This is a genomic window from Pseudomonas sp. R1-6, from assembly GCF_051132115.1.
Classification (GTDB): domain Bacteria; phylum Pseudomonadota; class Gammaproteobacteria; order Pseudomonadales; family Pseudomonadaceae; genus Aquipseudomonas.
The window spans coordinates 2,469,401-2,484,704 of sequence record NZ_CP071662.1 but is presented as its reverse complement, the minus strand read 5'-3'; the positions used below and the strand labels follow the sequence as shown (position 1 = coordinate 2,484,704).

Here is a 15,304-nt window from a genome sequence, read left to right as displayed (position 1 = left end):
GGGAGCAACTCCCTCGCCACCGGGATTGCAGGGCCTCACCGGACAGTCGCGGCGCGCCGTCATAATCGGTAACATACCGGCCTTTCCCGCAGCCCTCCTGCGCCCTGCCGACTAAGTCCATTCCATGCCTTTCGAACTCAGCGTTGAACTTTCCACCCTCGCGATCCTGGCCGTTGTGGCGTTCATCGCCGGCTTCATCGATGCCATTGCCGGCGGTGGCGGGCTGCTCACCACCCCGGCCCTGTTGACCGCCGGCCTGCCGCCACACTTGGTGCTGGGCACCAACAAGCTCAGCTCGACCTTTGGCTCGGCCACGGCCAGCTTTACCTTTTACAAGCGCAAGCTGTTTCACCCACGGCAGTGGACCCACGCCCTCGTCGGCACGCTGATCGGTGCCCTGGCCGGTGCCGTCGTTGCCCATTACCTGCCCGCCGAGTGGCTGAACAAGATGCTGCCGGTCATTGTCTTTGCCTGCGGCCTCTACTTGCTGTTCGGCGGCACGCCCAAGGCACCGCTGGACAGCAATGCGCCGATCAGGAAGACCTGGCAGTCGCCGCAAGGCTTCGCCCTCGGTTTCTATGACGGCGTGGCCGGCCCGGGCACGGGTGCGTTCTGGACCGTCAGCAGCCTGCTGCTCTACCCCATCGACCTGGTCAAGGCCAGCGGCGTGGCCCGCAGCATGAACTTCGTCAGTAACATCGCGGCGCTGACGGTGTTCATCGTCTCGGGCCAGGTGGACTGGATCATCGGCCTGAGCATGGGCCTGTCGGTGATGGTCGGTGCTTTCTTTGGCGCGCGCACCGCCATCAGCGGCGGCGCGAAGTTCATCCGGCCAGTGTTCATCACCGTGGTGCTGGCCCTGACCGTGCGCCTAGCCTGGCAACACTGGTTCAGCATGGCCTAAGCGCCGCGCCACGTAGAGGTCGATCAGATACCGGGCAATCGAGCGCGAGGCGGGAAGCGGTGGCAGATCGTGGATGCTGAACCACTGCGCGTCTTCGATCTCGTCCTCTTGGGGCACGATGTCGCCGCTGGCGTATTCGGCGTGGAAGCCCAGCATCATCGAATGGGGAAACGGCCAGCACTGGCTGCCCACGTACTGGATGTTCTTCACTTCGATACTGACTTCTTCGCGGACTTCCCGGACGAGGCAGTCCTCGGCCGACTCGCCCGGCTCGGCAAATCCTGCCAAGGTGCTGTAGACACCCGAGACAAAACGGGGCGAACGTGCGAGCAGGACTTCATCGCCACGGGTGATCAGCACGATCATGCTCGGTGAGATCCGCGGGTAATGCCGCAGATCGCACGCCTGGCAATGCATCGCCCGCTCGCGCGGTACCTGGCTCATGGGCTGGCCGCAACTGCCGCAAAAGCGGTGTTCCCGGGCCCAGGTCCCGACCTGAGCGGCATAACCCAACACCTTGAACAGCGTGTGATCTTCCTCGAGCATGAACGCGCGCAAGCCTTTCCAGCTGCAACCGGGAATATCCAGGGGGCTGTGCAGTTCCAGCAGGTAGACCGGCTCGCCATCGAAATGGCCGATGCCGTGCTCGGCGAGGATCGACAGGTCTTGGCGCTTGAGCCAGTCGCGAGGAAACAGCGCGCCGTTATCGTCGTACAAAAAACCTTCCGGGCTGCGGGCCACGGCCCAGCCGCCGGGAAGGTCGGTGTCGAGTACTGCGGTGGTCCAGCGTGAAATCATGATTGATCAATCCAGAAATTCGGGTTTCTGTTTGCTCATATGGGCGGCCATGGCCACGCGCAGGTCATTGGATTGCAGCATGGCGGCATTCCACGTGGCGACATATTCCAGGCCGTCGTCGATGCGGTGGTCGCGCATGTAGCTGATCATTTCCTTGGTGCCGGTGATGGCAATCGGCGACTTGGCGGCGATTTCCCGGGCAATGCCCATCACGCCGTCGAGCAGGCTGGCGGTGTCATTGTAGACACGATTGACCAGGCCAATGCTGCGCGCTTCGTCGGCACCGAAGGTGCGCCCCGTATAAGCGAGTTCACGCAGCATGCCGTCCCCGATGATCCGGGGCAAGCGTTGCAATGTCCCAACATCGGCCGCCATGCCGATGTCGATTTCCTTGATGGAGAACTGCGCGTCTTCGGCGGCGTAGCGCATGTCGCAAGCGGAAATCAGGTCGATGGCACCACCAAGACAATAGCCTTGGACCGCCGCGAGTACCGGTTTGCGGCAGTTGTCCACGGCATTGAACGAGGCTTGCAGCTGCAGGATCTTGCGTCGCAGCACGCGGGCGTTACGGCCCACATCCTTGCCCAGTTCGTTCGCCACGCCAGCCAGCATCATCAGGTCGATGCCTGAGGAAAAGTGCTTGCCGGCACCGCTCAGGACCACCACCCGCGCTTCGTCGGTGTCGTCGATCCATTGGAAAATCTCGACGATTTCGCTCCAGAACGCCGCGTTCATGGCGTTGATCTTGTCCGGTCGGTTGATCTGCACATGGGCGATGTTGTCTGCAAGTCCGACGTTGAACGCTTGGTATTGCGACATGGCAGTATCCTTTGACCGGCTGGAAGAGGCCTGAACTATAACAAGCGATCACGACCGGACGTAGGCAGCGCATCGGCCAAAAGCGGGACTGCATCACGCTGCGCAATCTAATGTGGGAGCGAGCCTGCTCGCGAAGGCGGCAGGTCAGTCAACATTTTCATAAGCTGAACCACTGCTTTCGCGAGCAGGCTCGCTCCCACAAGGTCTGGGGCGGGTATCAGTCCGTTGCCGGCTGCTCGGACGCCTCCAACCGCCCATCCCAACCACCGCCCAACGCGGCAATCAACTGCACACTCGCAATCAACCGGCTCTGTTGCAGGCTCAACACGCTGCGCTCGTTGCTCAGAGCTGTAGCCTGGACAGACACCACGTCGAGATAGCCGATCAGCCCTGCCCTGTACTGATTCTGCGTCAGGCGCAGGGACTCGCGGGCGGCGTCGAGGGCTTCCTGGCGCACGCGGGCTTCGTCTTCGAGCACCTTGAGCTGGATCATGTAGTTCTCGACTTCGCGGAAACCGTCGAGCACGGTCTGGCGATAGGTGGCGACCGTCTGATCATACGCCGCCACGCTGCGGTCGACCTCCGCTGAGCGCTGGCCGCCATCGAACAGGGTCATCGCCAGTTGCGGGCCGACCGACCAGAAGCGGTTCGGCACGCTCACCCAGTTATCGTAGGTACTGCTGCTGTAGCCACCGCTCAGGCTCAGGGTCAGGTCCGGGTAATAGGCGGCCTTCGCCACGCCGATGTTGGCGTTCGCCGCCATGACCGAGCGCTCCGCCGATGCGATGTCTGGACGGCGTTCGAGCAATTGCGACGGCACGGCCACCGGGACTTGCGGCAGCGCTGGGACATCCTGGGTTTCGGCCAGGCTGAATTCGGCCGGCGGCAGACCGATCAGCACGGCAATGGCGTTTTCGAACTGCGCACGCTGCCAGATCAGGTCGATCAGGTCGCCCTGGGTGGTCTTGAGCTGGTTCTGCGCCTGGGCCACCGCATCCTTGCCGGACACCCCGGCGCGGTACTGGTTTTCGGTCATTTTCAGGGAGCGCTGGTAGTTGTCGACGGTGGTCTGCAACAAGCGCTTCTGCTGGTCGATCACCCGCAACTGCAGGTAGTTCTGCACCAGCTCCGATTGCTGGCTCAGACGCATCGCCGCCAGGTCGGCAAAGCTGGCCTCGGCGCTGGCTTCATCAGCCTCCAAGGTACGGCGCAACCTGCCCCACACGTCCGCTTCCCAGCTCACGCCGGCCTGGGCGCTGTAAGTGTCGCGGATGCCGCTGGAGGAACTGCTCAGGCTCGAACTGCTGCTGCCCGTGCCTTGGCTGGAGCGGGTCTTGCCGACCGAAAGGTCGACCGTCGGAAAGAACGCCCCGCGAGCACTGCGTGCCAAAGCCTGGGCCTGACGGTACTGGGCTTCGGCCTGGGCCACGGTCTGGTTGGAGGCGTTGAGCTGTTCCACCAGGTCGTTGAGCCGGGTGTCAGCGTACAGTTCCCACCAGGCGCCACGGGCCAGGGCGTCGCTGGGGTTGGCCTGGCGCCAGCCCTGGGCCTCCTTGTACTGCGACGGCGCGGCGGCTGACGGGCGCTGGTAATCGGGACCGATTGCGCAGGCACTCAGCAGTGCCACGCAGAGCGCCAGGCTCAAGACACGCGAACCACGGGCAGTCGCCAGCGCAGCGACAAGGTTGAACAACGAACGATCGGTCATAGCGGAGTTTCCAGGGCAGCATCAGTGCGCACCCCACGCCAGCGGTTGAAACGATGGCGCAGGTTATCAAGATAGAGGTAGACCACCGGGGTGGTGTAGAGCGTCAGGACCTGGCTGAATACCAACCCGCCGATAATGGTCAGGCCCAGCGGTTGGCGCATTTCCGAGCCTTCGGCGCCACCGAGCAACAGCGGCAGGGCTCCGAGGATCGCGGCCAGCGTGGTCATGAGGATCGGCCGCAGTCGCAACAGGCAAGCGCTGCGGATCGACTCCAACGGCGTTTGGCCGGCGCGCTCCAATTGCAATGCGAGGTCGATCATGAGGATGGCGTTTTTCTTCACGACGCCAATCAGCAGGAACAACCCCAGCAGCGAGATCAGGCTGAACTCGCTGCCCAGGACATAGATCGACAACAACGCGCCCACCCCGGCCGAGGGCAAGGTGGATAGGATGGTCAGCGGGTGGATATAGCTTTCGTACAGCACGCCGAGCACCAGGTACACCGCCAGCAACGCGCCGAGGATCATGAACGGCTGGCTTTTCTGGGTCGCGGCGAACGCGTCGGCGGTGCCGGCCATTTTCGCGATAACATCTTCGGGCATCCCGAGCTTGGCTATCGCCCGCTCGATCGCCGCGGTGCCCTGCTCCACCGTGACGCCTTCGGCCATGTCGAACGAAATGCCTTCTGAAGCGAACTGGCCTTCATGGCTGACCCGGTCGTCCTCCAGGCTGTTTTCATAATGGGCAATCGCCGACAGCGGGACCCGCGCGCCATCGGCGGTAATCACCTGGACCTGCTCGAGCGTATTCGGGTCCTGGGCATATTTGGGATTGACCTCCATGACCACCTGATACTGGTTCAGGCTGTCGTAGATGGTCGAGATCTGCCGCTGGCTGTAGGCGTTGTTCAGTACCGAGGTGACCATGTCCATGTCGATGCCCAGGCGCTTGGCCTGGTCGCGGTCCACGATCAGCGTCACCTGCTGCGCCCCGCCACCGTCGCGGGCGTCGATGGCGGTCAGTTCCGGCAAGGCGCGGAAGGCGGCGACGACCTTGGGATACCAGATGCGCAGCGACGCCAGGTCGGCGCTCTGGAGGATGTAGGAATACTGCGACGTGGTCTGCTCGCGACCGCCACCGAATTGCAGGTCCTGGTCGGCCATCAGCATCAATTGGGCACCGGGTACCTTGGGCATTTCCTTGCGCAGGCGCTCGATGACCTTTTGCGCGGAAACCCCGCGTTCCTTGATCGGCTTGAGGCGCACCAGCATGAAAGCATTGTTGGTGCCGTTGTTGCCGCCGATGAAACCCGCCACGCTCTGCACCGCTTCGTCCTTGAGCACCGCGCGACGGAAGATTTCCATTTTCGGCTGCATCACGTTGAACGACAGCCCATCGTCACCGCGCACGAAGCCGATCAATTGGCCGGTGTCCTGCTGGGGCATGAACGTCTTTGGCACCACCACGTACAGTGCGATATTCACGCCGATGGTCACCAGCAGGCTGAGCAAGGTCAGGCGCCGATGGCGCAGCACCCAATCCAGGCTGCGGGCGTACCCTCGGACCATGCGCTCGTTGAGGCCGTGGCTCCAACGCTGCAAGCGGTTTTCCTGCCCCGGCACGTGGGGCTTTAGCCACCGGGCGCAGAGCATCGGGGTAAGCGTCAGGGACACCACCAGCGAGACCACGATGGCGGCCGCCAGGGTGATGGAAAATTCGCGAAACAGACTCTCGACGATCCCGCCCATGAACAGGATCGACAGGAAAACCGCCACGAGCGAGGCGTTCATCGACAGCAAGGTGAAGCCCACTTCCTCGGCGCCCAGGTAGGCCGCTTTCATCGGCGGCACGCCCTCGTCGATGTGCCGGGAAATGTTCTCCAACACCACGATGGCATCGTCCACCACCAGCCCGGTGGCGAGGATCAGCGCCATCAGCGACAGGTTGTTCAAGGAAAAACCGTAGAGGTACATCACCGCGAACGTGCCCACCAACGACACCGGCACCGCCAGGGTCGGGATCAGCGACGCACGGAAATTACCGAGGAACAGGAACACCACCAGCACCACCAGCGCCACGGCGATCAACAGGGTCATTTCCGCTTCGTGCAGGGTGGCCTTGATCACCGGCGAGCGGTCCATGGCCAGGTTGAGCTTGACGCTGGCCGGGAGCACCGCTTGCAGGGCCGGCAGCTGGTTCTTGATCTCGTTGACGGTTTCGATGATGTTGGCGCCGGCCTGGCGGTTGATGACCAGCAGCACGGCGGCATCGTCGTTGAAGAACCCACTGTTGTAGCGGTCCTCCACGCTGTCGCTGACCTTCGCCACGTCCTTGAGCCGCAACACCGAGCCGTCCTGGTAGCGGATGACCAGCGTTTCGTAGTCCTTGGCCTTTTCCAACTGGTCATTGGCCTGGACTTGCCACATGCGCTTGTCGTCTTCGACCGACCCTTTTGGCCGGCGGACATTGCTGTCGGCGATCGCCGTGCGGACGTCGTCGAGCGCCACGCCGTACTGGTTGAGTAATTGTGGCTCCAGCTCGATACGCACCGCCGGCAGCGAACTGCCGCCGATCTGCACTTCCCCTACCCCCGCCACCTGGGACAGGCTCTGGGACAGGATGGTGGAAGCCAGGTCATAGAGCTGGCCTTTCTCCAGCACGTCGGAGGTCAGCGAAAGCACCATGATCGGCGCCTGGGACGGGTTGACCTTCTTGTAGGTCGGCATGCTGCGCATGCCACTGGGCAGCAGATTGCGCGAGGCGTTGATTGCCGCCTGTACTTCCCGCGCCGCGCCATTGATGTCGCGGTCCAGGTCGAATTGCAGGATCACCCGGGTCGAGCCCTGGCTCGAACGGCTGCTCATGGTATTGACCCCGGCGATGGCGCCGAACGAGCGCTCCAGCGGCGTCGCCACGGTGGAAGCCATCACCTCCGGGCTCGCCCCCGGCAGGTTGGCCTGGACCACGATCACCGGGAAATCCATTTGCGGCAACGGCGAAACCGGCAGCAAGCCAAAGCACACGCCGCCGAGCAGCATGATCGCGAAGCTCAGAAGCATGGTCGCCACTGGACGGCGGATGAAGGGGCCGGAGAGGTTCATCGGCCGCAGCCCCATGCTTCAATGGACAGGCTTTCGTGGCGAGGGAGCTTGCTCCCGCTTGAGTGCGCAGCGCTCACAAAAGGGGCCGCTGCGCAGCCCAGCGGGAGCAAGCTCCCTCGCCACGAAAAGCCCTGGCACGGCACGAAAGCCGTCATACCCGCACCTCATCGGCCTCAGGCCTGACGAACCGCCGCCCCAGGCGATCGAAGTACAGGTAGATCACCGGCGTGGTGAACAGCGTGAGCACCTGGCTCACCAGCAAGCCGCCCACCATCACCAGGCCCAGGGGCTGGCGCAACTCGGCGCCGGAGCCGGTGGCGAGCATCAGCGGCACGGCGCCGAACAGCGCAGCGAGGGTGGTCATCAGGATCGGCCGGAAGCGCAGCAACGCAGCCTGGTAGATGGCGGTCTGCGGGTCCATGCCCTGGTTGCGCTCGGCGTCGAGGGCAAAGTCGATCATCATGATCGCGTTCTTCTTGACGATACCGATCAGCAAGATGATACCGATGATCGCGATCATGCCCAGGTCATTGCCGGTCAGCATCAATGCCAGCAATGCGCCGATGGCCGCCGAGGGCAAGGTGGAAAGAATCGTGATCGGGTGGATGTAGCTCTCGTAGAGCACGCCCAGCACGATGTACATGGTCACCACCGCCGCCAGGATCAACAACAAGGTGCTCGACAGCGACGCCTGGAACGCCTGCGCCGCGCCCTGGAATTCGGTCTGCACGCCGACCGGCATGCCGATGTCCTTCTGCACTTTCTCGATGACATCGACAGCGTGCCCAAGGGCCACGCCCGGTGCCAGGTTGAACGACATCATCACCGCCGGGAACTGGCCAATGTGAGCAATCGCCAACTGCGCCTGACGTTCTTCGACCCGGGCCAGGCTCGACAGGCGGACTTGCCCGCCGTCGGTGGTCTTGACATGGATCTGCTCAAGGGCCTGCGGGCCGATCTTTTCCCCCGCCTGAGCCTGCAGCACCACGCGGTATTGGCTGGCCTGGGTATAGATGGTCGAAATCTGCCGCTGGCCGAAGGCGTCGTAAAGCGCATCGGTGATGTTCGACACCGACACGCCCAGTCTCGATGCGGCGTCGCGGTCGATCACCAGGTAGACCTGCAAGCCCTTGTCCTGCAAGTCACTGGCGACGTCGGTGAGTTCTGGCTGTTGCACCAGGGCTTCGACGAGCCGCCCGCTCCAGAGGCTGAGCAATTCGGCATCCGGCGACGACAGGCTGAACTGGTATTGGGTACGGCTGACCCGGTCTTCGATGGTCAGGTCCTGCACCGGTTGCATGAACAGCCGGATGCCCACCAGTCGGTCCAGTTGCGGTTGCAGGCGGGCGATGATCGCGCTGGCGCTGTCGTCCCGTTCGCTGTGGGGCTTGAGGTTGATCAGCAGGCGGCCGCTGTTGAGCGTTGCGTTGTCACCGTCCACGCCTATGTAGGAAGACAGGCTTTGCACGGCGGGATCGGCGAGGATGACCTTGGCCAATTGCTGCTGGCGCTCGCTCATGGCGGCGAAGGAGATCGATTGCGGCGCCTCGGATATGCCCTGGATCACGCCCGTATCCTGCACCGGGAAAAAGCCCTTGGGCACGGCCAGGTACAACACCACGGTCAACACCAGGCTACCCACCGCCACCAACAGCGTCAGCGGTTGGTGCTTGAGTACCCATTGCAACTTGCGCCCGTAGGCGGCGATCAACCAATCGATCCAGGCGCCGCTGGCGCGGTAGAAGCGGCCCTGCTCCTCTTCCTTGGGTTCACGCTTGAGCAGCCGCGCGCACATCATCGGCGTCAGGGTCAGGGACACCACCAGCGAGATAAGGATCGCCACCGCCAGGGTGATGGCGAACTCGCGGAACAGGCGACCGACCACGTCCGCCATGAACAGCAGCGGAATCAGCACCGCGATCAGCGACAGTGTCAGGGAAATCAAGGTGAAGCCGATCTGCCTCGCACCCTTGAGCGCCGCCTGCATCGGGCTGTCGCCCTCCTCGATGTAGCGGGCGATGTTCTCCAGCATGACGATGGCATCGTCCACCACAAAACCGGTGGCGATGGTGAGGGCCATCAGGGTCAGGTTGTTGATGGAGAAACCGGCCAGGTACATGACGCCGAACGTACCGATCAATGACAGCGGCACGGCCACCGACGGGATGATCGTGGCACTGACCCGGCGCAGGAACAGGAACGTCACCATGACCACCAGGGCAATGGCGATGAGCAATTCATGCTGAACGTCGGTGACCGAGGCGCGGATGGTCTGGGTGCGGTCCGTTAGCACGGCAACGTCCAGGCCGGCCGGCAGGTTGTCGGTGATGCTCGGCAACATCGCCTTGATCCGGTCCACCACCTCGATGACGTTGGCCCCTGGCTGGCGCTGGATATTGAGCAGCACGGCCTGGTTTTCGTTGGCCCAGGCGGCGAGGCGTTCGTTCTCAGCGCCATCGACGATCTCTGCGACGTCCTTGAGCCGCAGCGGCGCGCCGTTGGCGTAGGCCAGGATCAGTCCGGCGTAGTCCTCGGGCGAGGTCAACTGGTCGTTGGCATCGAGCATCGAGACTCGGGTCGGACCGTCGAAGTTGCCCTTGGGCTGGTTGACGTTGGAAGCGCCGATCAAGGTGCGCACATCCGCCAGGTTCAAGCCCGCGGACGCCAGGGCTTGCGGATTGACTTTGATCCGCACGGCCTGGCGCTGGCCACCGGCGATGGTCACCATGCCAACGCCGCTGATCTGCGCAATCTTCTGCGCCATGCGCGTGTCCACCAGATCATTGAGCTTGGGCAGCAGCATGGTCTTGGAGGTAATCGCCAGGGTCAGCACCGGGGTGTCGGCCGGGTTGACCTTGTTGTACACCGGCGGCGCCGGCAGGTCGGTGGGCAAAAGGTTGGTAGCGGCGTTGATCGCGGCCTGCACCTGCTGCTCGGCGACATCCATGTTGATGTCCAGATTGAAACGCAGGGTGATCACCGATGCGCCGCCGGAACTGGTGGAGGCCATCTGCGTCAGGCCCGGCATCTGCCCGAACTGACGCTCCAGCGGCGCGGTCACGGCGCTGGTCATCACGTCAGGGCTGGCGCCCGGGTACAGCGTCATCACGCGGATGGTCGGGTAATCGACCTGGGGCAGTGCCGACACCGGCAGCAACCGATACGCAATCAGACCGGCCAGGACAATGGCCAGCATGCTCAGCGTGGTGGCGACCGGGCGAAGGATGAACAGCCGCGAGAGATTCATGCGCCGTCCTTTTTCGCCTTGTCGGCCATGGCCGGCTCAGTCGGGGCCGCGGCGGTCTTGCCCTGCAAATGCTCGGTCGGCGTGGTCGGCACCTCCTGGCTGTCGTTGACCACTTCCACTTCGCTGCCCTCTTTCAGGCGGTCGGTGCCTTCGAGCACCACCCTGTCGCCAGCGGCAAGCCCCTCGGTGACGACCGTCCTGTCGCCATCGCTAGCGCCGATCTTGAGCTTCTTGATGGTGACTTTCTTGTCGCCATCCAAGGCATAGACGAATGTGCCGTTGGTGCCGAACTGGATGGCGGCGGTCGGCGCAAGGACCACGCCTTTGAGCGTGTCGGCCAGCAGGCGCACGTTGACGAACTGGTTGGGAAACAGCGACTGGTCGCGGTTCTCGTAGCGAGCCTTGAATTTCAAGGTGCCGGTGGTGATGTCGATCTGGTTGTCCAGGCTTTGCAAGACGCCGCTGGCCTGCAGCTTCACATCACCACGATCCCAAGCCTCGACCGGCAGTTTCGCCCCGCCGCGGTAGCGGGCGAGCACGGTTTCGAGGTTGTTCTCAGGCAGCGTGAAGACAACGCTGATGGGTTGGGTCTGGGTGATGACGGCCAGGGCCGTGGTGTCATTGGCCGCTACCAGGTTGCCGATGTCCAGTTGACGCAACCCTACGCGCCCGCTGATCGGCGCGCGGATCTTGGTGAATTCCAGGTTGAGCTTGGCGTCGTTGACCGCCGCCTGGTTGGTCTTGACCGTGCCCTGGTACTGGCCCACCAGCGCAGCGGCGGTGTCGAGGGTCTGCTTGGCGATGCTGTCCTCGGCATACAAGCCGCGATAACGCTCGAGGTCGACCTGGGCGTTCTTCAATTGGGCCTGGTTCTGCAGCAACGTGCCTTCGGCCTGGAGCAAGGCGTTCTGGTACGGACGCGGGTCGATCTCGGCCAGCAGGTCCCCGGCCTTGACCATCTGCCCTTCCTCGAAGGCGATCTTTACCAATTCGCCGCCCACGCGGCTGCGAACATTGATGGTATTTAGCGCGGTAACCGTGCCCAGCGCCTTGTAATACAGCGGAAAATCCCCGGTCACCGCCGGCGCCACCCGAACCGGGATCGGGCCCGTCGCACCGCCAAAGCCTGGCCGCATGCCGCCCGAACGCCCCATATGCCCGGCCGCGCCTTTCTGCCCTGCTTCGTTGTTCGAGCCGGTGCCGGCAGGCCAGAATTTCCAAGCCAGCAACGCAACGGCCAATAGGATGAGCAGGCCGAACAGCCAGCGACGAGATTTACGGGAAACAGAGGATTGCATTGAATGGTCAACCATTGGGCGCGTGGGCTTCTTCTACAGGAGGCTGAACGATAAGCACTGGCGGGTATTTAGCAAAGCGCCTTTACCGGCAATTTACCTTGGGCTTACCTTTCTCATACTCGGCTAAGGCCTTGAAACACAAATGAAAACGGCCTGGTCAGGCCAGGCCGTTAACAATTGTAATAAATACTTTGTTTCGGAACAGTTATTTCAGGGCTGCGAGCGCCGCCTCGTAGTTCGGCTCTTCAGCGATTTCCTTGACCAGCTCGCTGTGCAGCACGGTGTCGTTTTCGTCCAGCACCACCACGGCGCGGGCAGTCAGGCCTTTGAGCGGGCCGTCCGCGATGGCGACGCCGTAGTTCTCGATGAACTCGGCACCGCGCAGCGTGGACAGGTTCTGTACGTTTTCCAGGCCTTCGGCGCCACAGAAGCGGGCCTGGGCGAACGGCAGGTCGGCGGAAATGCACAGCACCACGGTGTTATCCAGGTCGTTGGCCTGGGCGTTGAACTTGCGCACGGAAGTGGCGCAGGTCGGGGTGTCGACGCTTGGGAAAATGTTCAGCACTTTGCGCTTGCCCGCGAAGTCTTGCAGGGACACGTCCGACAGATTGCCGGCAACCAGAGAAAAGGCTGGCGCCTTGGAACCGGCTTGTGGCAATTGGCCGTTGACTTGGACTGGGTTGCCTTTGAGGGTGACTTGAGCCATGAACGGATTCCTTCTGACAGGTTTGAAAACAGTGAGGCCGGAGTTAACCATGAAATGGAGCTCCGACCTATGCCTGCACACAAAAAGTCACGAGTGGCGGGGCCCGCTATTTAGCCTTGAGCTGCAAATACGACTGGTGCAGATCTGAGGCCCAGCCGTCGATCACCCCTTTGACATCATCGGGCTTCATGACCTGGGACTCGTTCGACAACGGCTTACCCGTGCCCTTGCGCACCACCTGTGCGACCACCGCATTATTGCCACCGTCCAGAAACACCGCTTCGGTGCCCAGCGTGGTTTCCTGATCGCGAATGCCGCTGGCCGTACTGACCGCGGCGGCCACCAAGGCAATCGGAATCACTTCATAAGGTTTGAGCCCCTCGGTCTTGCTGCTGACCGCGGTGATGGCCGCCCGTACTACCAACACACCCGGCCCCGGACTGGTCGCCAGAGGCAACGACTTGCCCGCCTCCCGCTTGAGCGCCTGGTCGTAGTAGCTGGTAATGCCGGCCAACGTGCCGGCGGGAATCTTCACGGTCGGTTGCGGCTTGGGATAGAGCTGCGTCGGCTCGATATACACGCTGGAGTATTTAGCCAGATCGATCTTCGGATCGACCCAACGCATCACTTCGGCCCCCGAAGGCGATTTTTCTTCCTTGAGGCGGCTGTAGTCTCCCAGGAAGCCGGAGTATTCGTCCGGCTGGGTGACTTTGCTCGAGCAGCCCATCAGCGCGAGCGAAGCGATGCAGACAGTGCCGATCATGGACGCGAGTTTCATGCTGTTACTCCTGTAGGCCACACCTGAGGGGGGCGGAACTACAGGTATAGCCAATGCGCAGGGTTTTTCCTGTTCAGTAGCCGTATCGAGGTTGGATGTGCCTGCCTCATTGCGAGCAAGCTCGCTCCCCCCAGTGTTAACTCGAACCTTTGGGGAAACGAGCCTGCTCGCGAAGAGGCCTTAGGCTTCAATGGTCAAATTACTGATGCTGCACCTGAACCATCGAGCTTACCTGCACCCGCGCGTGCATCTGCTCCGCCCCGCCACCACGGCGCATGCCGCGAACCGGACAGGCGTCAAGGTAATCCAGGCCAATCGCCAACTTCAAATGGCGGTCGGGACGAAGCAAGCGATTGGTCACGTCAAAGCTGTACCAGCCGTCATCCAGCCAAGCCTCGGCCCAGGCGTGGCTTGCCAGATGGCTCTCGTCCTCGGTACACAGATAGCCGGACACATAACGCGCCGGCACGCCGAGGCTGCGGGCGCAGGCCACGAACGCATGGGCATGGTCCTGACAGACCCCGGCGCCACCGGCGAACGCCTCTGCCGCCGTACTGCTGACGGCAGTAGTGCCGGGGCTGTAGGGCATGCGATCGGCAAGGCCATTCATCAAGTCGGCCAACGCAGCACGGTCACGACGTGCGCCGCATTGCGCCACGGCGAAAGCGCTGAGGGTGTCGTCGGCCAGGGTGAGGCGGCTGGTGCGCAGGAACGGCAGCGGTGATTGGGTATCGGGCTCCATTTCCACTGTCTGGTCGATCTGCACTTCACCATAAGCGGTCAGGATCAGGGCGCCGTGAGGCTCGTCCATGGTCATGACGTGCAGGATATTGCCGTACGGGTCGAGCTGGCTGCGCACCAGGCGCGGCAATTCAAGATGCCATTGCAGGATGGTCTGGCGTCGGGTGTCCTTGGGCGTCAGGCGCAGGAACTGGATGCTGGTGCAGACCTCGTCGGCATAGCTATAGGTCGTGTCGTGGCGGATGGACAGTTTCATACGACCTCCAGATAGGCGTCATGAATGGTCTGGCCCAAGTGGCGGATCTGGCCAATCAGCTCGGTCAACCATTGGTGCAGGCCCGACGCGAGGATCTCGTCGATCCCCGAATAACGCAGCCGCGCATTCAGCTCGGCGGCCAGCCGCTGCGCCGGCCGACCGTTATTGCCCGGCAGGCTGGCGAGAATATGGTCCAGTTCTTCAATGCAGGCGTGCAGCGAGCGTGGCACGTCGGCCCGCAGCAGCAACATCTCAGACACCTGCTCGGCATTCGGCGCGTTACGGTAGATCTCGTTGAACGCCTCGAACGAAGACAACGCCCGCAGCAACGCACTCCACTGGTAGTAACCGCGCGCCGAGTTGTCGCTGACCTCTTCCGATTCTTCGCCGAACATCTCGTAGCGGGCGTCCAGCAGCCGCAAGGTGTTGTCGGCGCGTTCGATGAACGTCCCCAGGCGAATGAAACAGTAGGCATCGTTGCGCATGATCGTGCCCGACGTCGCGCCACGGAACAGGTGCGAACGCTCCTTCACCCATTCGCAGAAATGGCTGATGCCATAACGGCCCAGGCCGTTGCTGGCGATGCTGCGCATCTCCAGCCAGGTGGCGTTGATGTTCTCCCACATGTCCGCGGTGATGCGTCCGCGCACGGCATGGGCGTTGGTCCGCGCCGCCCGCAGGCAACTGTAGATGCTGCCGGGGTTGGTTTCGTCCAACGCAAAGAAATGCAGCATGCGCTCGGTGTTGAGGGTGTCATAACGGGCGTTGTAGTCATCCAGCGTACCGGCCGCCAGCAACGACATCGCCAGCTCGGCCTGACCATCGCCGCGTCCGGCCTGGGGCATCAGCGACAGCGAATAACTGACTTCGAGCATGCGTGCCAGGTTCTCGGCGCGCTCCAGGTAGCGGGACATCCAGTAGAGGTCCGATGCGGTTCTTGAAAGCATG

At 62.7% G+C, this 15,304-nt stretch carries 11 protein-coding genes; 1 reads left to right on the top strand and 10 read right to left on the bottom strand.

The features are described 5' to 3' along the window. Positions 1–124 precede the first annotated feature (124 nt). Positions 125–904 (top strand): TSUP family transporter, encoded by a 780-nt coding sequence (locus tag J3P81_RS11400; protein ID WP_434563830.1) that lies wholly within the window; start codon positions 125–127, stop codon positions 902–904. Here J3P81_RS11400 and nudC read toward each other — a convergent pair. From nudC to J3P81_RS11350, 10 genes are all read right to left on the bottom strand, one after another. Next, positions 872–1,702, bottom strand: a complete 831-nt coding sequence (gene nudC, locus J3P81_RS11395) for an NAD(+) diphosphatase (RefSeq protein ID WP_434563828.1) — start codon at positions 1,700–1,702, stop codon at positions 872–874. The two genes, J3P81_RS11400 and nudC, sit on opposite strands and share 33 nt — an antisense overlap. A gap of 6 nt (positions 1,703–1,708) precedes the next feature. Beyond that, a complete protein-coding gene (locus J3P81_RS11390) occupies positions 1,709–2,521 on the bottom strand; it encodes a crotonase/enoyl-CoA hydratase family protein (protein WP_434563826.1) in 813 nt (270 codons plus the stop codon). Positions 2,522–2,738: 217 nt separating this feature from the next. After that, the gene (locus J3P81_RS11385) at positions 2,739–4,229 is read right to left on the bottom strand and encodes an efflux transporter outer membrane subunit (protein ID WP_420766780.1); all 1,491 of its coding nucleotides are present in this window, start codon (positions 4,227–4,229) and stop codon (positions 2,739–2,741) included. Next, positions 4,226–7,330 (bottom strand): efflux RND transporter permease subunit, encoded by a 3,105-nt coding sequence (locus J3P81_RS11380; protein WP_434563824.1) that lies wholly within the window; start codon positions 7,328–7,330, stop codon positions 4,226–4,228. The genes J3P81_RS11385 and J3P81_RS11380 overlap by 4 nt, the downstream gene beginning before the upstream one ends. Positions 7,331–7,481: 151 nt before the next feature. Continuing rightward, positions 7,482–10,577 (bottom strand): MdtB/MuxB family multidrug efflux RND transporter permease subunit, encoded by a 3,096-nt coding sequence (locus tag J3P81_RS11375; protein WP_434563822.1) that lies wholly within the window; start codon positions 10,575–10,577, stop codon positions 7,482–7,484. Beyond that, entirely contained in the window at positions 10,574–11,890 is a 1,317-nt protein-coding gene (locus tag J3P81_RS11370) for an MdtA/MuxA family multidrug efflux RND transporter periplasmic adaptor subunit (protein WP_434563820.1), read from the bottom strand. Before J3P81_RS11370 ends, J3P81_RS11375 begins: the two co-directional genes overlap by 4 nt. Positions 11,891–12,080: 190 nt before the next feature. Next, positions 12,081–12,581: a thiol peroxidase gene (gene tpx, locus J3P81_RS11365; RefSeq protein WP_420766776.1), complete on the bottom strand. Its 501-nt coding sequence runs from the start codon at positions 12,579–12,581 to the stop codon at positions 12,081–12,083. 106 nt (positions 12,582–12,687) lie between these two features. Continuing rightward, positions 12,688–13,359 carry a DUF3313 domain-containing protein gene (locus J3P81_RS11360; RefSeq protein ID WP_434563818.1) on the bottom strand — a complete coding sequence of 224 codons (672 nt, stop codon included), beginning with the start codon at positions 13,357–13,359 and terminating at the stop codon, positions 12,688–12,690. Between the two features lie 199 nt (positions 13,360–13,558). Beyond that, complete coding sequence (locus J3P81_RS11355) at positions 13,559–14,356, bottom strand: transglutaminase family protein (protein ID WP_420766774.1); 798 nt, start codon at positions 14,354–14,356, stop codon at positions 13,559–13,561. After that, on the bottom strand, positions 14,353–15,303 hold the full coding sequence (locus J3P81_RS11350) for an alpha-E domain-containing protein (RefSeq protein ID WP_420766773.1): 951 nt from the start codon (positions 15,301–15,303) through the stop codon (positions 14,353–14,355). Before J3P81_RS11350 ends, J3P81_RS11355 begins: the two co-directional genes overlap by 4 nt. Position 15,304: the final 1 nt, after the last annotated feature.